Here is a 26027-nt window from a genome sequence, read left to right as displayed (position 1 = left end):
GCGGTTGGTGCAACGTCTGCGCCGCTCGAGCTTCGGCTGTTCCTCCCGGACAGTGGCGCGGCATGCCGTCGGACAAGGCGGCTCGGACAGGGCGGCGATGACGAGGTCCGCCGGACGCTCGGCAGCACGGTCGCCGAGATCATCTCGCCGTCGACGAGCACCGCGGAGTTCGCCAGCGGCCTACCCGGACGCCAGCGCGACCAGCAGCGCCAGCAAGGGCAACGACTGCCACCGCCGGCGCAGGTCCAGCCGCGGGACGGGCAGCGCCGCGAAGCCAGCCAAGATGCAGCTCCCGTCGTCCATCGACGTCAGCCCCATTCGTGGACGGCTCGGAGGTGGGCGAGTACGGCCAGTACCCGGCGATGGCCGCCCGTGCTCTCGGGGATGTCGAGTTTGAGCAGCACGTGGCGCGCGTGGGCTTCGACGGTTCGTTCGCTGAGGACGAGCCGGTTCACGAGCTCGGGCAGGCGACTACCGGGTCGGAGCCGTCGCGCGGATGTTCGCGGCGTCGCCGGAGCCGCCCGCCCGGCGCGGCGTCCGATTCGTTCAAGCCAGGCAGGGCCGCTTTCCCTACGGTCTGGGTATGCCAACGTTCTCACTGACTGGAATCGTGGTGTCCGACATGGCGCGGGGGCTGGCGTTCTACCGCCGCCTCGGCCTGGAGATCCCCACGGCGGCCGACGCGGAGCCGCATGTCGAGGTCACGACCCCGAACGGCCGCCTCGCCTTCGACACCGACGACACGATCCGCTCGTTCGACCCGAGCTGGCGACCGGGCTCCGGCTCACCGCGGCTCGGGCTCGCGTTCGCCTGCGCCGACCCGGCCGAGGTCGACAAGGTCTACGCCGACCTGACCGGCGCCGGATACACCGGCGAACGTCCGCCGTGGGACGCCTTCTGGGGCCAGCGGTACGCGACGGTGGCCGATCCCGACGGCAACCACGTCGACCTGTACGCCCCGTTGGCCGGTAGCTGAGCCAACCGGCTGGCCGGGTCAGGCCGGCCGGTCAGGAGGCACCGACGGAGTCGGCCGCCGGCATGACCAGCTCGCGTAGCGGCGCCCCGCCGAGGGCACGGACCTCGCGGGCGAGATGAGCCTGGTCGGCGTAGCCGGCCGCGGCGGCCACGCCGGCGAACGGCGACCCGGCGCGGGCCAGCGCCAGCGCGCGGCGGAAGCGGACGATCCGGGCCAGCGTCTTCGGCCCGTAGCCGACCGCGAGCTGGCAGCGGCGCAGGAACTGGCGTTCGCTGAGCGCCGCGGCCCGGGCGACCTCGGCCACCGGAGCCCCTGCGCGGATGCCGGCCAGCGCCGCCGGCGGCAGCAGGTCGGCCAGCCCGGCCCGCCGGCCACGGCGGGCGATCTCGGCCTCGAACGCCGCCGCCGGCGCCTCGGCGGCCGCGAGGCGCTCGGCGAGCCGGGTCGCCTCGGCCGCGCCCCAGATCTCTACCAGCGGCACCCGGCGGTCGCGGACCTCGCTGGCCGGGACGCCGATGCGCGCCGGGCCGACCGCCGAGTCGAACCGCATACCCAGGTGGAGCGAGCCCGGCCGCCAGAGCGCGAACGCCGGGGCGGTGTCCGGACCGGCGACGAAGACGTGCCCGACGTCACCCGGCCCGGCCCGCGACCAGATCAGGTCCATGCAGCCGTCGGGCAGGACGCGATGCTCCGCTCGCCCCGCGGAGGTGGCGTCGGCCTGGGCCGTCGTCTCGCCCGCACGATCTGGTGCGGCCGCCAACCACATGGTGGCCGCCAGCATCCGGGCCCGCTGCTCGCGATACATCATCCCGACGGTACCCGGCCACGCGTCGTCCCATTGATCGCCCGGGCCCTCTCGTCACCGCGTCCACGGGTGCCAGCACAGATTCTCAGGGGCCCGATACCGCGATCCGACCAGGTGATCCCACCGGCGAAGACTCCCGTGCCGCCGTTGGCAGCGCCTCTTCCGAGGCCGTCGGCCAGTCCCTGGGTGACGGCCCGAGCGCGCGTAGGTGCCCCACCTGCATGCGACACCACGGAGACACGCCGAGCGAACCCGACGAAACGTCGCCCACGAATGTCGACCAAGGAGTCCAGTACGCCTCGGCGACCTCCTCCGGGTTGAGCTGGAAGGGCTCCGACGTCGTGGCGGAGAAGACCGGGCAGATCTCGTTCTCGACGGTCCCGTCTTCCATCACGGAGCGGTAGCGGAAGGTGGGAAGGACCAGGCGAATGTTCTGGACACGTAGGCCCAGTTCGTCAGCCAGCCGGCGCGAAATAGCCGCCGGTATGGCCTCGCCGAGAGCCGGATGTCCGCAGCACGTGTTGGTGAGCACCCCGGGCCAGGTACGTTTGTCGAAGGACCGGCGTGTCACAAGAAGGCGGTCAGACGCGTCGAAGACGTAACACGAGAACGCGAGGTGGAGTGGCGTTCGAGGTCCGTGAACTGTTGCCTTCGGCGCGACTCCTATGGCCTCTCCATCGAGGTTGAGGAGGACGACGGTCTCGGTAGTCTCGCTACTCTCCACGGCCACCATTCTATGGTCGGACATTCCCGGCCGGCCGGCCGCGGGTCGCGATTAGCGGTGTTCTCCATCACGGCCGTTCTCCTGACAGATTTCCGACTCGGGCACGACGAAGGCTGTGATGTAAAATTGGCACCATTTTCCACCTGCCCGAACTGGACCGCGACGATCCGGGCCGCCCGGATGACGTTTTCCGGCTGCCGGCCCCTGCGCGGACGATCCGCGTCCCGACGCGCGGGACGAGGGCGAGCCAGCCGGACCGGGGCTGTCCCGGTGTGCGCCCACCACCGGCCGTCTTCGTGCGAGCGGTCATCCGACCCGCGGCGGCCCCGAGGGCGTCACAACATCACCGAGCTGCGCGGAGGACGACGCCGCACCGGTCTGTGGCGCGACGTCGCGCGACTGGCTGAACTGCTGGACATCCCCTCCCGTTCAGCCAGGAAGCACCCATCCCGGTCGCCCACGTCACCGTCGCAGGCCTCCGTCCCACAACGGGGCCGCGCCGGGATGTCCGGAACGCGTGGCCCACCCGCGTGGCCGGCGTGTCGAGCGCGGAGCGACGCATGGAGAGCGATCGCCGGCGCACTCTCCCACGCCGGGACGCGCCACAAGCCATACGCTGGACTGCGTAGGCAGGTCGGTCAGCGGGGCCCGAGAAGGGTCGGCGGCGACCCGCGGGCCGGGGCGATGCGGCCAGAGGCCATGCCACCAGCCGGCACCAGGCGTCGATCCGTCGCTCACCTACAGCCAGACCGACCTGAGCCTGCCGCCGGAATCGCGGCTCCTCCTCTACACCGACGGGCTCGTCGAGCGCCGCCACCTCTCGATCACCGACCGGCTCGACACCCTGGCCGACGTCGCCGCCGACCACGACCCACACGGGCACGGCGGCCTCACCGGCCTCTGTGACCACATCCTCACCCACGTCGCCGGGCCAGCCGGACGGGAGGACGACCTCTGCCTCCTCGCCGCCCAGACGCCCTAGTCAGGTGAGGTCGTGATGGCCGGCGACCTGGGACATGCCTACGGTGTGCTCGCCCAGCGCGATCCCGTGCTTGCGCGGGTGCAGGCGGAGGATGGGCGTCCAGCAGGTCACTGTGGCCGGCGCGGTCCAGCAGCGAGGAACTCGACTGGTCGACATGCGTCGTAGCGGTGAGTCGTGTCGGCGCCCAGGTAGATGCCCCGACGCCGCGCATGAGCTCGTAGGCATCCAGGTCTGGGCGGATCTCGCGGGAGCTGGCCACGGCGTCGAGTAGCCGAGCACACACGGGCACGAGGCGGGTCGGTCTCCCGCTATGCGGGGTCGGGCGCGGTGACGGGTTCGAGGATGTTCTCGACCTCGGCGTGGCCGGTGCCGGGGAGGTGGTGGGGGTGCCCAGCTCGGCACAGCTCCAGTGGCGTGAGCCCGTCGGCGTCCCGCAGGTTGGGGTCGGCGCCGAGGGCGAGCAGGCATCGGACGCTCGCGGGTCGGCCGTTCGCGGCGGCGAGTCGCAGCGGATGGCGGCCCCAGGTCTCGTCGACCCCGTCGACAGGCGTGCCAGCCGCGACCAGCGCCTTGATCACCGTCAACCGCTCATGGTCCACGGCCATGAGGAGCGCGAGGAGACACTGCTGCGGGCTGGCCTCCCCGAGAGGCCAGCGGCTGATGTCGCCGGCCGCCGCGCCGATGACAAGGTCCCGGATCCGTGCGCCTGCCTTCACCAGGACGTCTACCACCTCGGTCATGCCGAACACGGCCGCGTGCAGCAGCGCGTTTCCGCTGGGAACCCCGCCGGATGTCGCCGAGGAGGTGGCCTCGAGGTCGGCACCCGCCCGGATGAGGACCTCGGCGACCTCGGCATCGCCGTAGCTGGCCGCGGTGATCAGGGGAGTCTCCGGGCTGCCCGGCTCGCCGTCGACCGGTGCTCCGGCCGCGAGCAGCGCGCGTGCCAGCGCCGCGGCGCCGGGGACGTCCCGCCAGATGTCGCGGGACGTGTCGTAGCGCAGCATCGCGACGTAGTTCAGCGGCGATGCGCCCAACGGGTGGTCGCACCACTGGGTCATCTCGGCGGTGGCCAGGCGCGGCTCGCGGGCAAGCAGGTCGGCCAGCTTTGCCACGTCGACGTCGTCGAGGGTCTCGCGGCGGTCGACCTCGATCTTCAGCCGGGTCCAGCTGGTGAATCCGTACTCGCGGGCGACGGCGAGCTGGGCGTTCGCGAGACCGACCTCGGTCCCGACGGCGTGAACACGCGCCAGCGCGGTGGCGTCACCGCCTTGGGCGGCCCGTAGGAGGTCTCTGGCCTGGTGACGAAGCTGCTGGAAGTCCGGGCGGGCGGGAAGACTGGGCATGACGTCCCCTCGTCAGCTCGCGGTCCGCGCGCCGAGCTGGAAAGGAGAACGTCACCAGCCTGGGGTAAGTCATGTCGCTGGAGGTGGACTCAGTCCTGCCCGCGGACCCGGAAGCGCCCTCCCGCGCTCACCGCTCATGGTAGCGAACACGGCTACCACCCGACACGAGGACCGCCAGCCAGCCGTGTAAAGGTCACGACACCATAGGCGGCGCCGGTCGAGAACAGGTTGAGCACGGCGGCCTTGAGAGCAAGGAACGGGGTGAACTCGACACGGACAGGTGCCGAGGACTCGGGCGGGCGGTGAAACGGCGATCCGGGCCGCCTACCCTCAAGGCCCGCCGAACTTGCAGTCCGGCCGGTCATTCCGCTGGCGGGCATCCCTCGCAGCACCGATCATGGCTACCGTTCGCCGACGTTGCCGTGACTCAGGTTGTGACCGGAGGTAGCTGATGAGCCCGCTACGCGTGATCCAGTGGGGGACCGGAAACGTTGGCCTGCACGCCTTACGGGGGATCATCCGGCGGCCGGATCTCGAGCTGGTCGGCGTGCATGCCCACTCGCCGGCCAAGATCGGACGGGACGCGGCCGAGTTGTGCGGGCTGAGCGAGCCCACCGGGGTGGTCGCCACCGACGACATCGACGCGCTGCTGGCCACCGACGCAGACTGCGTGTCGTACATGGTCCAGGGCGAGTCCCGGATCGACGACACGATCGACGAGCTGTGCATGATCCTCGCCGCCGGCAAGAACGTCGTGAACACCGCGCTCGTCTTCCTGGTCAACCCGGCGTTCCTCGACGACGCGACCCGTGGCCGGCTCGCGACCGCCTGCGAGAAGGGCGGGACCACCCTGTTCACCTCGGGCATCGACCCGGGCTGGTCCGGTGACATGCTCCCGCTGCTGGTGGCGCAGATGTGCGAACGCGTCGACTCGATACGAGTCAGCGAGCTGATGAACTACGGCGAGTACGCCGACCCGACGTTCACCGGCGAGGTATTCGGTTTCGGCCTGCCGCTCGATCACCCGGCCGCGCTGTACGAGCCCGGGGCGGTGACCTTCGGCTGGGGCGGGATCGTCCGGCTCCTGGCCGACGCGCTCGGCTGGACGCTCGACGAGATCCGTGAGGAGCATGAGCGACTTCCGGCCCCGGAGACGTTCCACACGGCGATGGGACGCATCGAGCAGGGCAGCACCGCGGCCGTCCGTTTCGACGTGACTGGCATCGTCGGCGGCCGGCCCGCGATCGTCGCCGCCCACGTCAACCGGCTGCGCGACGACATCGGCCCGGACTGGCCGATCCTGGCCGGCGGCCGCTCCGGCTACCGTGTCGAGGTCACCGGCCACCCGTCGTTCACGCTCGAGCTCGAGCCCCGCCTCGACGACGGCGGCGGCCACGCCGTGGCCGGCGTCGTCGGCACCGCCATGCGCCTCCTCAACGCCATCCCCACCGTCTGCGCCGCCCCACCCGGCCTCGTCACCCCGCTCGACCTCCCCTTCTTCACCGTGGGCGGCGCCTGACCGCGCACAGGCCCGGCGAATCCACATGGAAGGACGCGGGCGGTTCGGCGAGCCGATCGCTCGGGCCGTCAGCCAGCTGAGTATGCGAACTGGCATCCGGTTACCCGTCGACCGCCGCCCAAACGAGATCCACGGAAAAGGCCCCAGCGGCCCCTCCACTGGGCGGCCCGACCATGTATCCGCTGAGCCGCGTATCCGCCGAACCGGTCAGGAGCCCGACGGCGACCGTCCGCGAATACCGAGATCGCCGTCGTTGGCCTTCCCGCCGCCGTCGCCGGCCTTCGGGCCGCTGTTCGCGGGGCCGTCGTCGCTCTTGAGGACGGTGCCGTAGCCGCCGTCGTGGTAGACGAGTGGCTCCGCCGTGGGATCGACCCGGCTTTCGAGGACCTCCGCGACCACCAGCCAGTGGTCTCCCGTGGCGGAACGGTCCCGGATCCGGCAGCGCAGCCAGGTGGCCGCGTCGAGCAGCAACGGTTCGCCGGTGTCGAGCCGGCGCCAGCGGGTGGGCGCGGCGAACCGGTCGGCACCCGGCGCGGCGAAGCGCGCGGCGAGGTCCTGCTGATCCCGGGAGAGCAGGTGAACGAGGAGCGTTTCGGCGGCGCGTAGCGTCGGCGCGATCGACGACCGGACCGACAGCGCCAGCGCCAGCAGCGGGGGGCGTTCGGACAGGGAGGCCACCGATGTCGCGGTGAAGCCCACCGGGCCGCGCTGTCCGGACATCGTCACGATCGTGACGCCCGCCGCGTGCCGCCGGAAGGCCCGGCGCATCGCCTCGGCGCCGGCTTCGTCGAGGCTGTCGCTCAGGGGCCGGGATGCTGCCCGCTGCGATGACGGCGACGGTGCGCGGTTCGGCATGTTCGGACCCTGCTCCGTTCGTGCTCGTCCACCTTGTCCGTGCATATCGGTGCGGACACACGCGACCCGGGCAGGCGCCAGGGCGCGGTGCCGACAAGACATGCGGTGTCGAGGTGAGCCGTCCACCGAACACTACTGACACACATACCAACGTTCGACCCCGCCTTTCGTTGATCCGCTCGACTGGCAGGAGGTCATCGACGCGGGCGCCGTCACGGTCGTGGACGCCCTGGCCAAGGTCTCCTGTCAGATCAGGAACGATGATCCGGTGCTCTGCGCCAAGATCGGAGACGCCTCGGACGGTGGGACGGGAGAGGCGTGGCGGGCGCCAGGAATGGTGCCCGTTCACGGACGGCCATGGTCAAGGGCCGTTTGGATCTCACGATGAACGGCGGCTCGACGGTCTGGATGATTGCGCCTTGGCGGTCTGGTATGGCGCGGGCTTGTCGGGTCGGATGGCGCACGCTGATTGGCTTGTGGTGTTATGGCACCCAGCAGAGATCATCGCCGGGGACTGATCTGAAGGAGGCCCGCGATGGAGCGGCCAGCTGAGACTGACGACGTGCAGGCCCTGGAGCCGGGCACGGGTCCCGTCGGGCCGGTCGCGTTCGTGGCATTGGGGGCGGCAGTGGCGCGGGTGATGCCGTCGTTGGTCGCCCGTGTTCCACGGGAGCCGGCCGCGCGGCTCGGGCGGCTCGGGCTCGCGGGGCCGGCCGGGATGACGGTGGTGGGAGCCGTCGGGAGGCTGCCCGCCACCGCGCTGAGGCCGGGTCGCCCCGTGCCGTGGGCGGCGACCGAGCCCGTCTTGTCCGGCCAGATGCGAGGTCAGCTCGCCGCCGCCGGCGGGCCGGTGCCGTCGGCGCAGCCAGGCCCGCCAGCGCCACCGCCGGTTATGCGGTCCGGACCGATGCCGATGCCGATGTCGGTGTCGGTGTCGGGGCCTCCTGGGGCGCAGCAACCTCCACCGCCGTTTGTGCCGTCGTTCCCGGCCGGCCCGGCCGAGTCGCCGGTGCTGCGGGAGCTGCGCCGGCTCGGGTCGACGCTGACCGCCCGGCTGCACGGCGCGCTGGAGGTCGCGGTCGACGGCCTGGTGTTGGCCGACGTCCCGCCCGGGCTGACGGCGGGTGTGCCGCGTCCGCCGGACGGGGCTCGAAGCGTCCTGCTCTCGGCCGCGGACGGCAGCGATCTGGAGAACGCCGTCATCATGCTCGATCAGTTCCGCTGGGGGATCACGATCCTGGTGGCGGAACTGGTGCGGGCGCTGCGCGCGCATCCCGGCGTCGCGCCGCTGCTGACGCCGCCGGAGGTCGAGGGCGATCGGACGCCGGCTGAAGCGGAGACAGCCGTCGCGGCGTGGCATGGCCGCGCGCACCTGGCGCTGGGGGTGGCGACCGCGGTGGCGGTGCTGGCCGAGCTGGCCCCGCCGGCGGTGGCTGGCGGGGAGGCGGCGGTCATCGGCGTCGGGCTGGGGGCGGCGGCGCAGGTCCTCGCGGTGGCGCCGATGCCGGCCGCGTACGCGGCGGCGGCCCTGGCGCGGCGCCGGGCCGAGTACCTGCTGCCGCGCAGTGCCTGGGGACATGTGGAACCGGCGGACCACCGGATCGGCCTGCTGGAGAGCGAGCTACCCGAAACCGACGCCGGCGCCTTCGCTGGCAACGGCCTGGTCACGGAGGTGGCCGGCGGCGCCGTGATCCGCACCGGCACGGACCATGGTCTCGTCTCGGTACGGCTCGAGGTGCTCGCCGGCGCCCCGCCGGACGTGGACGTCCTGGTCTGGGACGAGGTCGTCGAGATCAGCTGGACGTCCATGGCCGGCGCCGCGAGCGTGCTGGGCCGGCCGTCGGTGGAGGCCGGTCACATTCCGCGCAGCGCCAACCTGCGCGAGCAGGCCCCGCCGTGGCCCGGCGAGCTGCGACTGCGGGTGCACGCCTCCGGTCGGGACGACTCGCCCGGCAGGGTCAGCGTGTCGGGTGTCGTGACCGACGAGCGGTACCAGCTGATTGTCTGGGAGGCGCCCCGCGAACCGGAGATCGTGTACAAGCGCTCCGACCGGCTGGGGGCGCGGCTGCGTGGCGAGCCGGAGCCGCCGCTGGTCGACCGGCCCGAGTATGCCTACCGATGGTTCAGGCACACGTCGATCTCCGAGGGCGCGACGATCACGGTCATCGCCGGGCCGGCGGACACCGACGCCGTGCTGCGCGCGTTCGGCGCCGACCCGGCGGTACCGCGGTCGTTCTGGGACACCCGCGCCTCCGACGACCTGACGATGCGGGCACTGGCGGTCATCGCCGTCGACGGCGCGGTGGTCGCGATCGAGGACAACGCCTTCCGGGGCAGCCGTCCCGAGGTTCTGGCCGCGCTCTCCCGGCTCGGCCGGACCGGGAGCGTGTTCTGGAACGTCAGCGCGGGCCCGCGGCTGGGGCTGGCTGAAGGCGGTGAGGCGCTCTTCCACGGGTTCGAGCCCGGGCTGTGGCAGCCGACGCCCGCCGCGGCGGAGCCCTACCTGGCGGGGCTCGACTTCAAGGACTACCGCGACAGGACCGAGAAGTGCCTGGTCGCCGTCGAACGGTTCACCGGGTACACGGTCCAGGCTCGCGACCTGGAGCGCATCGAGGCCGCCGACGTGGCGTACGAGATTCCGGACCGGTAGGCCGGACCAGTAAGCCGGGACGGTGGTCCGAGCAAGCCGGTGGGCTTAGCAAATGGGCCGGGACTGCGCGGTCAGCCACGGTCGTAGGTCTTGGTGTTAGTCAGTATGTCTGCCAGCCTTGTGGGTCGACACCGCCGGGGATGTCCGCGTTCGGGTCGTACGGCGTGCGGGTGAGAAACGCCTTCTGTCGGTGGTTGAGGGTGACGGGTGCTCAGCCCGCGCGACCGTGCTACCCGACACGGGCCAGGAGGAGCGCGAGCCTGCGGTGGTGGTGATCGCGGGGGAGCCGGCCGCCGCGCATGAGCGTGACCAGGCCGTGCAGGGCGGCCCAGAGAGTCTCGGTCAGGACACCTAGGTCGTCGCCGTCCGCGTGCGGGCGGACGGTCTCGGCCAGTTCGCCGAAGGCCGCGTGCAGGGCGGCCGGCGCTCCCGGGGTGGCGAACGGCAGGTTGACGGCCTGCGCGAACATCGCGTCGTAAAGCGCGGGGCGCTGGTCGGCGAACGCGGTGTAGGCCAGGCTGACGTCGGCGAGGGCACGGTCGGCGTCCGGCGCCTCGGTGCGGGCCGCGCGCAGGACCTCGGCCAGCTCGGCGAAGCCTTCGACGGCGACCGCCGTCATGATCGCGTCCTTGCCCTTGAAGTGGGTGTAGAGCACCGGCTGGCTCCCTGCTGTTCGCCCTCTGACCCCGTTCACCCGCTGACCTCAGGTCCGCCCACTGGCCATCGCCCAGAAAGCAGGGATCCGAACATGTCGCTGGTCGCCCCCGACCTCACCGAGTCCGTCAGAGAGTCGTCATGGCCGACCACCGCGAGGTCCGCGGGGGGACCGGACGGCCTCGGACCGAGGTGTCTGCCAGATCGCGGATGGAGCCCGCTCCCCGGAAACGGCCCGGCCGGGACCTTCGTCGTCCCGCCTGACCGTCCGTGCGTCGGAGGGGCCCAGCGATGCCGCCGGGCGGACGCGGCCGGCACAGGTCGTGTGACCTGGTTGATAGGGCGTTGACATGTTCTGGCGTGCCCCGCACACTGCGAACGCGATCTGTGGGTGGAAGCCGGTGCGAATCCGGCGCGGTCGCGCCACTGTGATCAAGCTGTCCCGCCCGTCCGGGCGGTCGCTTGGGAGTCAGACCCACCCGCGGGTCCAGTCCGAATGTTCAGGGACGCGTGATCCCGAAGGGGGCTGCTGTGAGTACCAATGCGCCTGTTGTCGATGCGCACGACCAATCGATCTCCTCACCCATCAGCGCGCGGGCGCTGTGGCTCGGGGGAGTCCTCACTCTTTCGCTCCTGCTGTACTACTTCATCGGTATTGACCAGGGCGCGACGTCGCTGTTCGGTCAGGACAGCCACATCCATGAGTTCGTCCATGACGCGCGGCACTTCCTCGGCTTCCCCTGTCACTGAGAAGCCGGAGCCATCATGGAATCACGTTTCATTTACCGTGCCCTCGGCGTCGGCGCTCTCGGCGGCCTCCTGGCGTTTGTCTTCGCCCGGATCTTCGCCGAACCGTTCATCCAGAACGCGATCGACTATGAAGCGGGCCGCGACGCCGCCCAGAACGAGCTCTACAAGGCCGCGGGCCTGACGGTCGATGGGGAAGAAGCGGAGATCTTCAGCCGGGGGCTCCAGCGCAACCTCGGTATCGCCACCGGGATGGTCCTCTTCGGCCTGGCGATGGGCGGCCTGTTCGTCGTCGCCTACCTCGTCGTCTCCCGCCGCTTCCCCGGCATCCGGCCGCGGGTGCTCGCGGCTCTGCTCGCCGCTGCCTGCTTCCTCGGCTTCTACGCGGTGCCGTTCGTCAAGTACCCCGCGAACCCACCCGCGGTCGGCCACTCGGAGACGATCGGCGACCGCAGCGCGGTCTACCTGGCGATGGTCGGCATCTCCGTCGTCGCGCTCATCCTCGCTGTGGTAGCCGGCTACCGCCTTGCCGGACGCTTTGGTGCCTGGTACGGCAGCCTGCTCGCGGCGCTCGGCTTCGTAGTCGTTGTCTCCGTCGCGATGGCGCTGCTGCCCGCCCTGGGTCACTTCCCGCTCAACGAGTCCCAGTACGGCAAGCACGCCACCGAGACCCCGCAGCCGCTGCTCGGACCAGACGGGAAGATCGTGTATCCGGGCTTCCCGGCCGACGTCCTGTTCAAGTTCCGGCTGTACTCCATCATCGCCCAGATGATCATGTGGGCGACGATCGGTCTCGCCTTCGGCGCGCTAGCCGAGCGCGTCACCGCCAAGGTGAAGGCTCCCGCGTCGGCTGCCCGCCCAGCGGCGGCCGCCACGCCGTCCCCGGCATCCTGACGGTCGCATACCCACCTCATACCGGCCTCGGCCGAGCCCGGCGGGTCGCGATCCGCGACCCGCCGGGCTTGCTCGCGTCTGGCCCGGCTCCGCCAGTCCGGTGCGCACGCCCGGTTCAGTCGATGCCTTGACATCTGATATATCAATCCGGCAGGCTGCTCTAGTGACAAGTGCGGCAGAGGCCCCCCGTACCGACATGACGGACGACGCGACGCGGCTCTTCCGCGAGGCCATGGCGCTGTTTCCCAGCGGCGTGACGATCGTGACGACAACGGACCACACCGGGCGCTGGTGGGGTTTCACCGCCAGTTCGTTCTGCTCGGTCTCCATGGACCCGCCGCTGGTGCTCGTCTGCCTCGCGGCGAAGGCCGAGTGCCACCCGGCGTTCGCCGCTGCCGAGCGGTTCGTCGTGCACGTGGTGCACCCCGAGCACGCGGACCTCGCCGTCCGTTTCGCGACCAGGGGCGCCGACAAGTTCGCGGACGCGGGCTTCCGCGCAGGCGAGCACGGTCTGCCCGTCCTCGACCGGGCGAGCGCGACGTTCAGCTGCGTCACCCATGCGGTGCAGCCGGCGGGTGACCACTCGATCCTGCTCGGCCGGGTCGAACGGACCTCGGTCGGCGAGGAGCATCCCGCTGTCTATTTCCGGCGCCGGTTCCACCTCATCGGGGATGTCGCCTGAGATCCCCGATGGCCGCCCGTCGACAGACCGAGGAGCCGGTTTCGGAGTCCGGTGCGCCGAGTCTGGCGCGCCGGACTGCCCCGCGGCGCGGCGTGAGACAGTCCTCTCTGATATACGCTGATTGCCGTGCCCACGCCGAGTCATCTACATCCGCACGATGGCGGAGCCATCAAGGGTGGCAGTGGCGGAGCCATCAAGGGTGGCAGTGGCGGAGCCATCAAGGGTGGCAGTGGCGGAGCCATCAAGGGTGAGTAAGCGGTGGTAGTAGACGCCCCGGCCTCGGCGGGGTCGGCGGGAGACGCCGACGGAACGGGCCTTCGCCGGCTCCGGCTGGGGGCGACCGCCCGGGACAGGGTGGCCGACGTGCTGCGCGACCAGATCATGAGCGGCCGGTTCGGCCCGGGGACACGCATCGACCTGGACGAGACCGCCTCCTGGCTGGGCACGAGCCGGACCCCGGTTCGGGAAGCGTGCCTGACGCTGCAGTTCGAGGGGCTGGTCCACGTCGCCCCCCGCAGCGGGGTCACGGTCATCGGCCTGCGCCAGCGCGACGTCGAGGACAACTTCGCCCTGAGCGCCCAGCTCGCGGGCTCCGCGGCGGCCTGGGCGGCGGAGCGGATCTCGGTGCCCGCCCTCGACGAGGTGCGGCGGCTCGCCGACGGCGTCCGCGCCGCCGTCGAGGCCGGCGGGGACCCGAAGATGCCGAACTTCCTGTTCCACCGGGCGATCAACCGGGCCAGCGACTCGGTGCGGCTCATCGCGCTGATCCGTCAGACCGGGCGGATCATCCCGTGGTCCTTCTTCGACATGGTTCCCGAGCAGGTGGGCTGTGCCCTGCGGGAGCACGACGACATCGTCGACGCGCTCTCCGCCCGCAACGCCGCCCGCGCCCGCCGGGTCTCGGAAGAACACGTGATCAACGCCGGCCGGCTGCTCGTCGCCCGCATGTTCGGTGCTCAGCCGGCCGGCGACGCTGATTCCCTGCCGGACACCAGCGTCGCCAGTTAGCGGCTTCCCGCGGATCTTTGTTGGCCGGGTGTGGAAGCAGCGTTCGCCGGACTGTCGCCGCGGAAGATCGCCAGGACTGTATTCGGATCCGAGCGCTGAGCCCCCGCTCGTCCGGATCCGAATACAGTCCCGCTGATCAGGCTGTCGGCTTCGCGAAGCTGCTGGTGGGACGGGCGAGGCCCAGGTTCTCCCGCAGCGTCGAGCCGCTGTAGCTGGAGCGCATCAGCCCGCGGCGGCGCAGCTCGGGCACGACCATCCGGACGAAGTCCTCGAACGCCCCGGGGAAGTGGGTCGCGGCGAGGACGAAGCCGTCGCAGGAACGGGACTCGAACCACTCCTGCATCTGGTCGGCGATCTGCTCGCCGGTGCCGACGAACCGCGGGCCCTGCAGCAGGGAGGCCCGATGGCTGGCGAGCGTGCGCAGGGTCAGCTTCCCGCCGCCGAGGTGCCGCTTCACCCCCTGGACGAGACCGCGGATACCGGAGATGGAGTCGATGAGCTCGTCGGTGATCTCGTCGTCGAGCGAGTAGCCGGAGAAGTCGTGGTTGGTGAGCTCGGACAGCAGGGTCAGCGACGCCAGCGGGTGCACGAGCTCGTTGAGGAAGATGTTCTCCTTCTCCCGGGCGATCGCCTCGGTCTCGCCCACCACGGCGTAGACCATGGGCAGCATGCGCACAGCGCCCGGGTCGCGTCCCTCGGCCGCGATCTGCTCCTTCTGGGCCTTGTAGTGCTCAAGGGCCACGGCCTGGCTCGGGTCGGCGGTGAAGATCAGGTCTGCCCACCGGGCGGCGAAGCGCTGGCCGCGGCCCGACTGGCCGGCCTGGATGATGGGCGGCCGCCCCTGCGGCGGGCGGGGCACCGTGAGCGGGCCGCGCACGTTGAAGTACTTGCCCTCGTAGTTGATCTCGTGGACCTTGGCCGGGTCGGCGAAGATACCCGCGGCGCGGTCCAGGACCAGCGCGTCATCCTCCCAGGAGTCCCACAACTGGGTGACGATCTCGATGAACTCCTCGGCGCGGTCATAGCGCTCGTCGTGGGCGAGGTGCTGCTCGACCCCGAAGTTGCGCGCCTCGGCGTCGTTCACCGACGTGACGACGTTCCACGCCGCCCGGCCGCCGCTGAGGTGGTCGAGGGTGGCGAAGGTCCGCGCGACGTGGAACGGCGGGTAGTAGGTGGTCGAGTAGGTCGCCCCCAGGCCCAGGTGCGACGTCGCCGCGGCGGCGGCACCCAGCACGGCCGTCAGGTCCATCTTGACTGGGCGGGCGCCGTAGCGGACGGCGTCGTCGGGGGACCCGCCGTAGATCGATGGCATCGCGAGGCGGTCGTCGAAGAACATCAGGTCGAACGTGCCGTCCTCGAGCACCCGCGCGATCCGCTGGTAGTAGCGCAGGTCGAGAAAGTCGGGCGCCGAGTTCGGGTACCGCCAGGAGCCCGAGTACACCGACACGTTCGAGGCCTGCATGAAGGCGACCAGGGTGAGCTGGTCGTCGCGTCCGGCGGACACGTCCACCCCTCTCGTGAGTTGATATATCAGAGATATGGTCACAGTAGACGCCGCCGGACGCCGCCGGGTCAACCCGGGTCAGGCACGGCCGGCGTCACGGACCCGCGGTGCGGTGGTCTCCAGCCGCATGCGGGCCGGCGGCGAGTCGGCGAGCTGAGGCGGAAGCCGGCCGCGGACCGCCACCTGGACGCGTGCCGGCGCCCAACACGTACGGAGCGGCCGTCGCGTACGACGCGCCCCGAGCGACCGGCGCGTACGGCACGGCCGGGCGAGAACGGTGCTCCGCGCACCGTCCGCCGCGGGCCGGGCCGCCGCGATGTGGTCGGGTCCGGTGGCTCGCCGTGCAGACGGCCGCGGACCTGATCGGTGAGGAGCCGCAGTACTCGCGGCTCGCCGCCCGCCTGCTTGCCGGGCTCATCGCCGACGAGGTCGCCGGCCAGGGGATCACCTCGTTCAGCGAGGGCGTCGCGAACGGCCACCGCCTCGGCCTCGTCGGCGACACGACCGCCGTGTTCGTCGCCGCGCACGCCGCCGAGCTGGACGAGCTCGTCGACCCGGGCGCCGACCGGGCGTTCGAGTACTTCGGCATCCGCACCGTGCAGGACCGTTACCTGCTGCGCCATCCGCGCACCCGGCTGGTCGTGGAGACGCCGCAGCGCTGGCTGCTGCGGGTCGCCTGCGGGCTGTCCCACGACGTCGCCGAGGCGGCCGAGCTGTACCGGCTGATGGCGTCGCTCGCCTATCTGCCGAGCTCGCCGACGCTGTTCAACGCAGGCACCGCGCATCCGCAGATGTCGAGCTGCTTCCTGGTCGACTCGCCTCGCGACGAGCTTGAATCGATCTACGAGCGGTACGGCCAGGTCGCCCGGCTGTCGAAGTTCGCCGGCGGCATCGGGATCGCCTTCTCCCGGGTGCGCTCCCGCGGCGCGCTGATCCGCGGCACGAACGGCCGTTCCAACGGCATCGTGCCGTGGCTGCGCACCCTCGACGCCTCGGTCGCCGCCGTCAACCAGGGCGGGCGGCGCAAGGGCGCCGCCTGCGTGTACCTGGAGCCCTGGCACCCCGACATCGAGGAGTTCCTGGAGCTGCGGGACAACACCGGCGAGGACGCCCGGCGCACCCACAACCTGAGCCTCGCGCACTGGATCCCGGACGAGTTCATGCGCCGGGTGCACGCCGACGAGGCCTGGTCGCTGATCGATCCCGACGAGGTCCCCGAGCTGACGGACCTGTGGGGCGACGAGTTCGACCGCGCCTACCGGGCGGCGGAGGCCGCGGGGCGCTACGTCCGCCAGCTGCCCGCGCGTGACCTCTACACCCGGATGATGCGCACGCTCGCGCAGACCGGCAACGGCTGGATGACCTTCAAGGACGCCGGGAACCGCCCGTGAGCACGGCCGGCATCCGGCGTTCGCGCGGACCCGGGCCGCGCGGGGGGTGCTGCACCCGGACCATTTCGACGTGACGCTGACGCAGCCGGCGCGATGGACGGCGCTGCGGGCCGGGATCGCCGAGCATGGCCTGCGCAACTGCCTGCTGGTCGCGATCGCTCCGACCGCGACCATCGCGTCGATCGCGGGCTGCTACGAGTGCATCGAGCCGCAGGTGTCCAACGTGTTCAAGCGCGAGACGCTGTCCGGTGAGTTCATGCAGATCAACAACTACCTCGTCGAGGAGCTGAGGCGCCGCGGGCTGTGGACGGCGCCGGTCCGGGAGCGGATCAAGTCCGCTGACGGCTCGGTGCAGGAGCTCGGTGAGCTGCCGGACGACATCCGGGCCCTGTTCCGGACCGCCTGGGAGCTGCCGCAGCGGGCTCTGGTCGACCTGGCCGTGGCGCGGATGCCCTACATCGACCAGAGCCAGTCGCTGAACCTGTTCATGGCGGACCCGAACATCGGACGGCTGTCGTCGATGTACTCCTACGCCTGGTCGAGCGGCCTCAAGACGACGTACTACCTGCGGTCGCGGCCCGCGACCCGCATCCAGCAGGCCACGGTCACGGCCGCCGCCACGTACACCATCCCGGCCCAGGAATCCCCGAGGGAGGAATCCCCGAGGGACGGCGGGACCGACGGGGACGCCGCCACGGCCGTCGCCTGCTCCCTGGAGAACCCGGAGATCTGCGAGGCCTGCCAGTGACGACGCCCGCCCCGGCTCGGCCCGTCCCCTCCCCACCCGTCCACCCGGTACCCGGCCCGGCCGTGCCCCTCCAGGCCGGGCCCGCCGCCGAGGTTCTGGAAACGCGGCCGATGCTGCTCGACCCGGGCATGAACCTGACGCTGCGGCCGATGCGCTACCCGGCCTTCTACGACCGCTACCGGGCGGCGATCCGCAACACGTGGACCGTGGAGGAGGTCGACCTGCACTCCGACCTCGCCGACCTGCACCGGCTGAGCCCCGCCGAGCGGCACCTGGTCAACCGGCTGGTCGCGTTCTTCGCGACCGGCGACACGATCGTCGCGAACAACCTGGTCCTCAACCTCTACCGCCACATCAACGCGCCGGAGGCGCGGCTATATCTCTCCCGACAGCTGTTCGAGGAGGCCGTGCACGTCCAGTTCTACCTGACGCTGCTCGACACCTACCTGCCCGACCCGGACGAGCGGACCCGCGCCTTCGCCGCCGTCGAGAACATCCCGTCGATCCGGGCGAAGGCGCGGTTCTGCTACCGGTGGATCGACTCGCTGGGCGACCTCGACCGCCTGCGCACCCGCGAGCACCGGCGGGCGTTCCTGCTCAACCTCATCTGCTTCGCCGCGTGCATCGAGGGGCTGTTCTTCTACGGCGCGTTCGCCTACGTCTATTTCCTGCGCTCCCGCGGCCTGCTGCACGGGCTCGCCTCCGGCACCAACTGGGTGTTCCGCGACGAGTCGATGCACATGGAGTTCGCACTCGACGTGGTGGCCGCGGTGCGGGCGGAGGAACCCGACCTGGTCGACGCCGGGTTCGAGGCGGACGTGCGCCGGATGCTCGCCGAGGCGGTCGACGCGGAGACCGTGTTCGCCGAGGACCTGCTCGCGGGTGGGATCGCCGGGATGACCGCGCAGGACATGCGCCGTTACCTGGAGCACGTCGCCGACCGCCGGCTCGGCCAGCTCGGGTTCGCGCCGATGTTCGGCTCGGCCAACCCGTTCTCGTTCCTCGACCTGCAGGACGTGCAGGAGCTGTCCAACTTCTTCGAGCGGCGCGTGTCCTCCTACCAGGTCGCCGTCGAGGGCTCGATCTCCTTCGACGAGGACTTCTGACGCGCGGCGAGACGCCGCGAACATTCATGATCGCCGCAGGCGTGTCGCCGGGGTCGCGATCTGGCCGGATTCGCGACCGCGACGACACGGGCGTGGTGATCTGCCAGCCGCGTGCCGGTGGGCGAACGTGAGCAGGGGCGGGGACAGGCACTAGGCGTCGTCCTTGTTACCGGCGAGCGCGGGCGCGGTCATCGGGCCGGCTTCCGGCGGGTCCGGGCCAGGCCTCGGTCCAGGTCGAGATGAGGTCGCCGTCGCGGGGGGACGGCGAAGAACTCCGTGACGAGGACGGCGCCGACGTCCGCGAGCGTGGGCGGCGACCAGCGCGGCGAGCGGTCCTTGTCGATGATCTGCATCGATGATCCGCGCCCGGATGGCCTCGGCCAGGTCGGGGTGACGCAGGCAGGCCAGCGCCGCGACGTCGGACACCCCGACCGGACGCCCCGACGCCGGATATGAGCTGCCTGACGCCGTCGACCAGGTAGAGGTCGCCGTCCCGGCGCGCATGGGTGCTGATAGCGGCAGCGTCCGATCCGGTCGATCCGGTCGATCCGGTCGATCCGGCCGACGGCTGGCTACTCCGCGTCGCCGGCGCCGCCTCGCCCGGATCTGTATACGACGCCGGATACGAAATCGTATACGTCATTTACTGCTGCGTTACACAGGGACACGCGGCCCGAAACCGGACGGCCCGACAGTCGTCGAAGGCAGCTAGCGCCCGGGGTATCCAGCCCCAAATCCCAGCCAAACCGCACGTAGAAGACCCGAATCCGGCCGTGCCGGCCGGCTCGCCCCTGTCCCGGCGCAGACCCCCGTCCGCCCGGCGATCCGCGAGGTGCGCCGACGGGCGCGCTGGCCAGTTCGGTTTCTCCGGGTCACCGCAGACCGTCCCCGTCCCCGTCCCCGTCTCCGCCGACGACAGGACCCCTGGCATGACGAGCGCACAACTCACCGTCCCGGCCCGTCCATACGACTTCACCTTCGACCCAGCCACGACGGCCCTCGTCGTCATCGACATGCAGCGCGACTTCATGGAGCCGGGCGGTTTCGGCGAAAGCCTCGGCAACGACGTGTCCCAGCTGCGGAGCACCATCGAGCCGCTCACGGCGGTTTTCGCCGCGGCCCGCGCCGCCGGCCTGACCGTCATCCACACCCGGGAAGGCCACCAGCCGGACCTCTCGGACCTTCCCCCGGCCAAGCTGAACCGGGGTAACGCGACCCTGAAAATCGGCGACGTGGGCCCGAAGGGGCGAATTCTCATTCGCGGCGAGTACGGCCAGGACATCATCGACGAGCTCGCGCCGATCGAGGGCGAGATCGTCATCGACAAGCCCGGCAAGGGCGCCTTCTACGCCACGTCGTTCGGCGACATCCTGGCGGAGAAGGGCATAAGGAGCCTCGTCGTCACCGGGGTCACGACCGAGGTGTGCGTACACACGACGGTCCGGGAGGCCAACGACCGCGGCTACGAGTGCCTGGTCCTGTCCGACTGCGTCGGCAGCTACTTCCCGGAGTTCCAGCGGGTCGCCCTCGAGATGATCGCCGCCCAGGGCGGCATCTTCGGCTGGGTCGCGCCGTCGGTCGCGTTCATCGACGCGCTCGCGCCCCTCTCGGCGGCGTCGGCCGCCCAGTGACCGCCGCCGGACCGCCACCGGGCCGTCGGGTGACCGGCGGCCAGTGAGGTAAGGACCGGCCGGTCAGCACCGGCCGGTAACGCAGGAATCCGGCCGCCGCATGCCGGACGGACCACGACCAGCCCGCCTTTGAGGCCGGCACCCGGGCAGCCGCGCCGCGGCTGTGCCCACCGTCATTGAGGAGTCTGTCATGGTGAAGTTTCCAGGGACGGGCGGCACAGCCACCGCCGGTCCGCCACTGTGGGTCCGGGGGGACCTCAACGCGTTCTTCGGGCTCGGCATCAACGTGCTGGTCAACGTCCTGGTGCTGACCGGGCTGTGCATCGGCGTCGTCGCAATTCCCAAGGGCGACGTGCTCGGCACGATTCTGCCCGCGCTCGGGATCGCACTGATCCTCGGCAACCTGTACTACACCTACCTGGCCCGCCGGCTCGCGGCGAAAGAAGGCCGGTCGGACGTCACGGCGATGCCCTACGGCCCCAGCGTGCCGCACATGTTCATCGTCACGTTCGTCATCATGCTGCCGATCTACCTCAAGACGAAGGACCCGCTCAAGGCGTGGGAAGCCGGCATGGCGTGGGCCTTCATCATCGGTGTGATCGTCATGCTCGGCGCGTTCGTCGGGCCGACGATCCGCCGCTACGCGCCCCGGGCGGCCATGCTGGGCACCCTGGCCGGCATCTCGGTCGCGTTCATCTCGATGCGGCCTGCCGGGCAGATGTGGGAGGCGGCCTGGATCTCGCTGCCGGTCTTCGCCCTGCTCATCGTCGGCCTGCTCACCGACATCAAGCTGCCCTGGAACCTGCCGATCGGGGCGGTCGCGCTGCTGGTGGGGACGGCGATCGGCTGGATCGGCGGCTTCATGCACACCCCGGACGTGACCTCCGCGGCGAAGGACATCGCGCTGGCCGTACCCGACTTCCGGTTCGACATGCTCTTCTCCGGGCTGAAGGATCTCTCCCCGCTGCTCGCGACGGCCATCCCCCTCGGCGTCTACAACTTCACCGAGGCCATGACCAACGTGGAGAGCGCCGCCTCGGCCGGTGACAACTACAACCTGCGCGCGGTCCTGCTGGCTGACGGCTTCGGCGCCGTGGTCGGCTCCTGCCTGGGCTCGCCGTTCCCGCCCGCCGTCTACATCGGCCACCCGGGCTGGAAGGGCGCCGGCGGCCGCACCGGCTACTCGCTGGCCACCGGCGTGATGATCGCGATCCTGTGTTTCTTCAGCCTGTTCAGCCTCCTGGGCGCGATCCTGCCGCTGCCGGCGATCGTGCCGATCCTGCTCTACATCGGCCTGTTGATCGGTGCCCAGGCGTTCCAGGTCTCGCCCCGGGCGCACGCGGCGGCGGTGGTCGCGGCCCTCCTGCCCAACATCGCGTCGTGGGCGGTCGGTCTGATGGACAACGCGTTGGCGGCCGCCGGTACCAGCGCGACCGAGGTGGGTTACGACAAGATCAACCAGGCTGGGGTTGTCTACCACGGATTGATGATCTTCGGGCAGGGGGCGATCCTAGCCGGCCTGGTGCTGGGCTCGGTCGTCGCCTTCATCATCGACAAACGGTTTGTCTCGGCGGCGGTCTTCGCGGCGGTGGGATCGGTGCTGTCGTTCATCGGCCTGATCCATGGCGAGAAGGTCGAGTGGAACGCCAACGGCCAGGTCGCCCTGGGCTACCTGCTCCTGGCCGGCATCTGCGTCGCCTTCGCCCTGACGAAGCCGGCGCCGCGCGTGCCGGACGCCGACGAGATCGAGCTGGAGCGCATCCACGGGGTGCCCCAGCAGACCGGGAAGAAGGACAAGGACAGCGAGGCTGCCCCCGCGGCGGAGGTGCCGGCCGCCGCGAGCTGATCTGGCCGGCGGCGGGGCACGCGCGACTGACCCGGGCGCGCCCCGCCGGCGGCGCGGTGCTCGACTGACGCACCGTGCTCGACTGACGCACCGTGCTCGACTGAGGCGCGGTGCTCGACTGAGGCGCGGTGCTCGACTGAGGCGCGGTACTCAGGCGGCGCAGTGCTTCGGAAGTGGCAGCGGCCCCGGATAGCCAAGGTAGAAGCCTTGGGCATGGTCGACGCCGATGTCGGCGAGAACGGCGAGTTCGGCCGCGGTCTCCACTCCCTCGGCCAGGACCTGGGCGTCGATCTCGCTGGCGAACCTGACCAGGGCGGCGACGAGAGCCTGGCGGGCAGGGTCCGCGTCGATCCTCCAGGTCAGCTCCCGGTCCATCTTGAGGATGTCCGGTGTCAGCTGCAGCAGCCGGTTCAGATCGGCGTTGGCGACACCGACGTCGTCGACCGCGATCCGCGCTCCTCGCTGTCGCAGGTCGTCGAGCGCGGCGCGCATCGCCTCGTAGTCCTCGATGCACTCATGCTCGGTGACCTCGATGACGACCCGGCCGGTCGCCACCTCGGCCACGGCGTCGCGGATTCGGCCGCAGGCGACCACCGTCGGGGACGCGTTCACCGACAGCCACAGGTGGTTCGGCAGGAGGGGCAGCACGGCGAGCGCGTTCGCGATCGCGGCGAGCTCAAGGTCGGCGCGCAGGCCGACCGAGGCAGCGGCGGTGAACCACGCCTCCGGACCGCCGGATCCCGGGGGGAAGCGCGCCAACGCCTCCGCGCCGATTATCTGCCGGGTTCGGATGGCGACGACCGGCTGGAAGATCATGGTCGGGCGTTCGTGGATCACCGACGTGATCCGCTGGACCAGCAGGTCACGGTCCTCGCGCTCGTGAGCGAGATGGGAGATGAACCGGGCGAGTACCTCGGCCAGCAGGGCCAGGAAACGCGCGTCACGGCTGGAGAGCCCCGGCCTGGCGTCGTGGCTCAGGCAGCACAGCATGCCGTGGAGGCGTCCGTCGTCGAGCACCACCGGAGCGCCGATGTAGGCCCCGATGCCCCACCGGTGGGTCAGCACGAGGGGAGCGGTCCGCTCGTCCGCCCGCGCGTTGGGGATGACCGGTGGGAGGCGTCCGTCCAGGACCCGCGAGCAGTAGGAGTCGGCGTAGCAGGTGGTGGTCCCGGGGCCGATCCCGAAGGACTCCGCATCGCCGTGCAGAGCCTCGATGATCTGCAGCTCCGGGGTCAACCGGGACAACCAGGACAGTTCCATCATCAAATGGCGGCGAGCCAGCGACAGCAGCCAGGACACCACCTCCTCCGGGTCGAGGGCGGCTTTGCGAGGGCTACGCAGCGCGCGCCCGCAAATGTCGGTCTCGGACATAACAGATCCCCCCGACGCCCTCACGACGCGGCGTTCCCCGCCTTGACCCGGCCTAACCGGTCCCCGCCCACGAGCCCGTTCGGCTCATGCTGTTCCGGATGGCTGTGCCCACGTGTCTGCGCACCTTCCGGCGGCGCCCGCCGTCAACCCGGCCGGGCGGTAATTCCCGACCACCCGACCACCGGACACCGCGGCACGTCGCTTCCGGCCGCCGTGGACCAGACGGCAAGCCGCGATCAGGACGGGCGCGGTCCACGCCACCGCGAGGCTCGGCGGTTCCTCCGATCGCGCCACCCTCCGGGGTCGGACTCTCGACCTATAGTGACCAATAATCTTCCTCGTGGACCGCGGCGACACTCCGTGCGTCGTCCCGTCGGTCGATCCCGTGCGTCATCGCCGCTCTGGCGGGCGACCGGTGCGGCCGGGCCGCGACGCGCCGGTTCCGCGGGCGGGCAGTCGCCGCCCGGGGAACCGGCGCGCCGCGGTGATCACGCCGGCCCGGGAACGGTCGAGGGGCCGTGATGGCGGCGCGGCGCGTGGCGTCGGCCGGTCGGAGCGGAACCCACCCGAGGAACGCCGCTCATATCGGCCCTCGGCCGGGCACCAGTCGCGGCGCTCAGAGGACCCTCCCGATATCTAGAAGACCTGCCCGATGTCCTGACTGACGATCCTTGCCATGCTGTGCTCGGCGAGGGCCGCGATGGTCATGGACGGGTTGCAGGCGCCGGTGGAGCCCGGTATGCGGGCACCGTCGAGGACATAGAGGCCGCTCTGCCCGAGAACGCGGCCATAGAGGTCGACCGCCGATCCCATGGGAACGCCACCGAGAGTGTGCCACGTCGACGCCTGGGTCGCGTTGGTGTCGACCATGGTGCCGCCGCCGGCCTGGGCGATGGCGTTCACCTTGTTGCGGATCAACGTCTGGAGCGCGGCGTCGGCGTTGGTGGGCCAGGTCAGCTTGGCGTCGTCCGTGGTCGAGTCGTAGGCCCAGGTGCCGGACCCGGGGACGATGCCGAAGCCGACCAGGGTCATCAGCCGCTGGCCGGCGAGGGCCGCCGGAGGTGCGCCGGCGTGGATGATCCGCAGCGGGATCGCGCTGAAGGGGTCGGTGCCGCCGACGGCGGCCGGGCCGCCCTGCGTCGTGCCCGGGTCGTCGTTCATGCCGATCCAGGTGTAGATGCGGTCGCCGTTGTTCCCCCACTGGGTGCCGACCGCGTCCGGCAGGTTCGGGATGAGGTTCTTGCCCTTCGCCTTGACCAGCAGCCGCGTCGTTCCCGGCGAGCCGGCGTTGAGGAACACCGCGCTCGCAGTAATGTTCTTGTGCTCCTGGACGACCCCGGCGGTGTCGATGCGGTCGACCGACAGCACCCATTTCTTGTTGGCGCCCAGTTTGATGTCACGGACGACGTGGAGCGTCTGCACCTGCACCTTGCCCGTCGCCTCCGCGGCGGCGAGGTAGGTGACATCGATCGAGTGCTTCCCGCCGTTGTTGACGCCAAAGGCGATGTCGCTGTTGGTGTAGGCGGCGTTGTACTGGCCGCCCAGCTCCCCGCGCACGAAGTTCCAGTCGACCGGCAGCGGCACGCGGAACGTCTGGAGGCCCGCCTTGGGGGCGACGTCCAGGAAGATCCGGGAGGAGGCGTACGGGCTTGCGTTGAGAATGTCGTCGGGAATGGTGGAGATGCCCAGCATCGAGGCGACGGTGGGATACCACTTCGAGTTGAGCTCGGGATAAAGGCCGGTCGCCAGCGGCATGGACCGGGCGAACTCGACTATGTTCGGCTGCAGCGTCATGCCGTGGTACATGATGGAGCCGCCGCCGACGCAGGCGCCGCAGTTGACGGTCATCCCGTTGCCGTTGATGACCTCGAGGACACCGGTGTAGGGCGGCCAGAGCGGGAAGGGCGGGGCGCCCGGTACCGGTGCGTAGGGGGACAGCCAGGCCGACCGGCTGTCCAGGTTCGCGAGGGTCGCGAAGGTGTTCGAGTTCGGGCCCGTCGGCCACCGCAGGCCGCGTTCCAGGACCAACGTGGTCACCCCGGCCTTGGCCAGCCGAAGCGCGGTCACACCCCCGCCGAAGCCTGTGCCGACGACGACGGCCCGTGCGGTCACCTCTGTCGTCGTCACCGCGCGCGCCGGCGTGGCGCCGGCTACCAGCCCGCCGAACGCGACCGCTCCCGCGCCCGCGGCGGCGGCGCCCATGAACCCCCGGCGGCTGAAGCCGGTGGAAGATGTCGGGCTGACCGGCTCGGGTAATGCCGACTCGGATGATGCCGGCTCGGATGATGCCGCGGATGCCTCGTCTGACATGTTCGCCTCCAATTTTCGTGCGTTGCGGTCTCCGCCTCCGCGCCTGGCCCCGACAGGCGCTCACGCCCTGCGGTGACCCCGCTGCGACAGCGTTGGACCAGGTGCTGGATCCATCGCCAAATCGTGCGGGCCGGACCAGGTGGATGACGGCATGAAAAAAGATGGCCGGCTATTCGCAAACCATCTCAAGAAGTTTGGTGAAAAGAGGGGGAAGGCGGCCCGGCGTAGCCAGCCGAGCTGGTGCGTATGCACCGGCCAGAAACGGTGTCGAGCCGGGGCTC

24 protein-coding genes are annotated in these 26027 nt (G+C 70.9%); 13 read left to right on the top strand and 11 right to left on the bottom strand.

Translation table 11 applies throughout. From position 1 onward, the window contains the following. Positions 1-180: 180 nt before the first annotated feature. Entirely contained in the window at positions 181-303 is a 123-nt protein-coding gene (locus QOZ89_RS25850; protein ID WP_274536638.1) for a hypothetical protein, read from the bottom strand. A gap of 5 nt (positions 304-308) precedes the next feature. Beyond that, complete coding sequence (locus QOZ89_RS25845) at positions 309-455, bottom strand: hypothetical protein (RefSeq protein ID WP_241842424.1); 147 nt, start codon at positions 453-455, stop codon at positions 309-311. A gap of 167 nt (positions 456-622) precedes the next feature. Here QOZ89_RS25845 and QOZ89_RS25840 point away from each other — a divergent pair, with 167 nt between their 5' ends. Then, positions 623-976, top strand: coding sequence for a VOC family protein (locus QOZ89_RS25840; protein ID WP_241842423.1), 354 nt, complete (start codon positions 623-625; stop codon positions 974-976). Between the two features lie 31 nt (positions 977-1007). Here the strand turns inward: QOZ89_RS25840 and QOZ89_RS25835 are convergent, their stop codons facing one another. Together QOZ89_RS25835 and idi are read right to left on the bottom strand one after the other, a co-directional pair. Beyond that, a complete protein-coding gene (locus QOZ89_RS25835) occupies positions 1008-1784 on the bottom strand; it encodes a helix-turn-helix domain-containing protein (protein ID WP_241842422.1) in 777 nt (258 codons plus the stop codon). 82 nt (positions 1785-1866) lie between these two features. Then, positions 1867-2514 (bottom strand): isopentenyl-diphosphate Delta-isomerase, encoded by a 648-nt coding sequence (gene idi, locus QOZ89_RS25830; RefSeq protein ID WP_083420071.1) that lies wholly within the window; start codon positions 2512-2514, stop codon positions 1867-1869. Between the two features lie 508 nt (positions 2515-3022). On the opposite strand from idi, the gene QOZ89_RS25825 reads away from it, so the two are divergent. Continuing rightward, positions 3023-3487 carry a SpoIIE family protein phosphatase gene (locus QOZ89_RS25825; protein WP_071054206.1) on the top strand — a complete coding sequence of 155 codons (465 nt, stop codon included), beginning with the start codon at positions 3023-3025 and terminating at the stop codon, positions 3485-3487. A 308-nt stretch (positions 3488-3795) separates the two neighbouring features. On the opposite strand, the gene QOZ89_RS25820 is transcribed toward QOZ89_RS25825, so the two are convergent. Continuing rightward, complete coding sequence (locus tag QOZ89_RS25820) at positions 3796-4830, bottom strand: ankyrin repeat domain-containing protein (RefSeq protein ID WP_071054204.1); 1035 nt, start codon at positions 4828-4830, stop codon at positions 3796-3798. Between the two features lie 451 nt (positions 4831-5281). Here QOZ89_RS25820 and QOZ89_RS25815 point away from each other — a divergent pair, with 451 nt between their 5' ends. Beyond that, positions 5282-6349 (top strand): NAD(P)H-dependent amine dehydrogenase family protein, encoded by a 1068-nt coding sequence (locus tag QOZ89_RS25815; RefSeq protein WP_071054202.1) that lies wholly within the window; start codon positions 5282-5284, stop codon positions 6347-6349. Positions 6350-6556: 207 nt separating this feature from the next. Here the strand turns inward: QOZ89_RS25815 and QOZ89_RS25810 are convergent, their stop codons facing one another. Further along, positions 6557-7204, bottom strand: a complete 648-nt coding sequence (locus tag QOZ89_RS25810; RefSeq protein ID WP_071054200.1) for a flavin reductase family protein — start codon at positions 7202-7204, stop codon at positions 6557-6559. Between the two features lie 535 nt (positions 7205-7739). Here QOZ89_RS25810 and QOZ89_RS25805 point away from each other — a divergent pair. Next, positions 7740-9854, top strand: coding sequence for a hypothetical protein (locus tag QOZ89_RS25805; protein WP_312625844.1), 2115 nt, complete (start codon positions 7740-7742; stop codon positions 9852-9854). A gap of 229 nt (positions 9855-10083) precedes the next feature. On the opposite strand, the gene QOZ89_RS25800 is transcribed toward QOZ89_RS25805, so the two are convergent. After that, on the bottom strand, positions 10084-10509 hold the full coding sequence (locus QOZ89_RS25800; RefSeq protein ID WP_198543632.1) for a TetR-like C-terminal domain-containing protein: 426 nt from the start codon (positions 10507-10509) through the stop codon (positions 10084-10086). A gap of 530 nt (positions 10510-11039) precedes the next feature. Between QOZ89_RS25800 and QOZ89_RS25795 the strand changes: the two genes are divergently transcribed. The 4 genes from QOZ89_RS25795 (at position 11040) to QOZ89_RS25780 (ending at position 13839) form a co-directional block, all read left to right on the top strand. Further along, entirely contained in the window at positions 11040-11258 is a 219-nt protein-coding gene (locus QOZ89_RS25795; RefSeq protein ID WP_083420074.1) for a CbtB domain-containing protein, read from the top strand. 15 nt (positions 11259-11273) lie between these two features. Then, the gene (locus tag QOZ89_RS25790) at positions 11274-12149 is read left to right on the top strand and encodes a CbtA family protein (RefSeq protein WP_071054195.1); all 876 of its coding nucleotides are present in this window, start codon (positions 11274-11276) and stop codon (positions 12147-12149) included. 163 nt (positions 12150-12312) lie between these two features. Then, the gene (locus QOZ89_RS25785) at positions 12313-12831 is read left to right on the top strand and encodes a flavin reductase family protein (protein WP_241842421.1); all 519 of its coding nucleotides are present in this window, start codon (positions 12313-12315) and stop codon (positions 12829-12831) included. Positions 12832-13089: 258 nt separating this feature from the next. Next, on the top strand, positions 13090-13839 hold the full coding sequence (locus QOZ89_RS25780) for a GntR family transcriptional regulator (protein ID WP_312625833.1): 750 nt from the start codon (positions 13090-13092) through the stop codon (positions 13837-13839). Between the two features lie 136 nt (positions 13840-13975). Here the strand turns inward: QOZ89_RS25780 and QOZ89_RS25775 are convergent, their stop codons facing one another. After that, entirely contained in the window at positions 13976-15343 is a 1368-nt protein-coding gene (locus QOZ89_RS25775) for an LLM class flavin-dependent oxidoreductase (protein WP_312625831.1), read from the bottom strand. 341 nt (positions 15344-15684) lie between these two features. Here QOZ89_RS25775 and QOZ89_RS48390 point away from each other — a divergent pair, with 341 nt between their 5' ends. From QOZ89_RS48390 to QOZ89_RS25760, 3 genes are read left to right on the top strand one after another with little or no spacing between them, the layout of a single operon-like run. Next, positions 15685-16734 carry a ribonucleotide reductase barrel domain-containing protein gene (locus tag QOZ89_RS48390; protein WP_312625829.1) on the top strand — a complete coding sequence of 350 codons (1050 nt, stop codon included), beginning with the start codon at positions 15685-15687 and terminating at the stop codon, positions 16732-16734. Between the two features lie 46 nt (positions 16735-16780). Further along, positions 16781-17482 (top strand): ribonucleotide reductase barrel domain-containing protein, encoded by a 702-nt coding sequence (locus QOZ89_RS48385; RefSeq protein WP_312625827.1) that lies wholly within the window; start codon positions 16781-16783, stop codon positions 17480-17482. Then, a complete protein-coding gene (locus QOZ89_RS25760; RefSeq protein WP_312625825.1) occupies positions 17479-18588 on the top strand; it encodes a ribonucleotide-diphosphate reductase subunit beta in 1110 nt (369 codons plus the stop codon). The genes QOZ89_RS48385 and QOZ89_RS25760 overlap by 4 nt, the downstream gene beginning before the upstream one ends. 188 nt (positions 18589-18776) lie before the next feature. Here QOZ89_RS25760 and QOZ89_RS25755 read toward each other — a convergent pair whose 3' ends face one another. Beyond that, complete coding sequence (locus tag QOZ89_RS25755) at positions 18777-18941, bottom strand: hypothetical protein (protein WP_241842418.1); 165 nt, start codon at positions 18939-18941, stop codon at positions 18777-18779. A gap of 576 nt (positions 18942-19517) precedes the next feature. Between QOZ89_RS25755 and QOZ89_RS25750 the strand changes: the two genes are divergently transcribed. Continuing rightward, on the top strand, positions 19518-20219 hold the full coding sequence (locus QOZ89_RS25750) for a cysteine hydrolase family protein (RefSeq protein WP_071054189.1): 702 nt from the start codon (positions 19518-19520) through the stop codon (positions 20217-20219). 190 nt (positions 20220-20409) lie between these two features. Then, the gene (locus QOZ89_RS25745) at positions 20410-22065 is read left to right on the top strand and encodes a SulP family inorganic anion transporter (RefSeq protein WP_071054188.1); all 1656 of its coding nucleotides are present in this window, start codon (positions 20410-20412) and stop codon (positions 22063-22065) included. A gap of 150 nt (positions 22066-22215) precedes the next feature. Here the strand turns inward: QOZ89_RS25745 and QOZ89_RS25740 are convergent, their stop codons facing one another. Together QOZ89_RS25740 and QOZ89_RS25735 are read right to left on the bottom strand one after the other, a co-directional pair. Continuing rightward, positions 22216-23436, bottom strand: coding sequence for a sensor domain-containing phosphodiesterase (locus QOZ89_RS25740; protein WP_071054186.1), 1221 nt, complete (start codon positions 23434-23436; stop codon positions 22216-22218). A gap of 636 nt (positions 23437-24072) precedes the next feature. Next, positions 24073-25746 carry a GMC oxidoreductase gene (locus tag QOZ89_RS25735; protein ID WP_312625821.1) on the bottom strand — a complete coding sequence of 558 codons (1674 nt, stop codon included), beginning with the start codon at positions 25744-25746 and terminating at the stop codon, positions 24073-24075. Positions 25747-26027: the final 281 nt, after the last annotated feature.

Source organism: Pseudofrankia coriaricola, assembly GCF_032027725.1.
GTDB lineage: Bacteria > Actinomycetota > Actinomycetes > Frankiales > Frankiaceae > Pseudofrankia.
The sequence above is the reverse complement of the archived record's forward strand: the minus strand, read 5'-3'. Positions and strand labels throughout refer to the sequence as shown.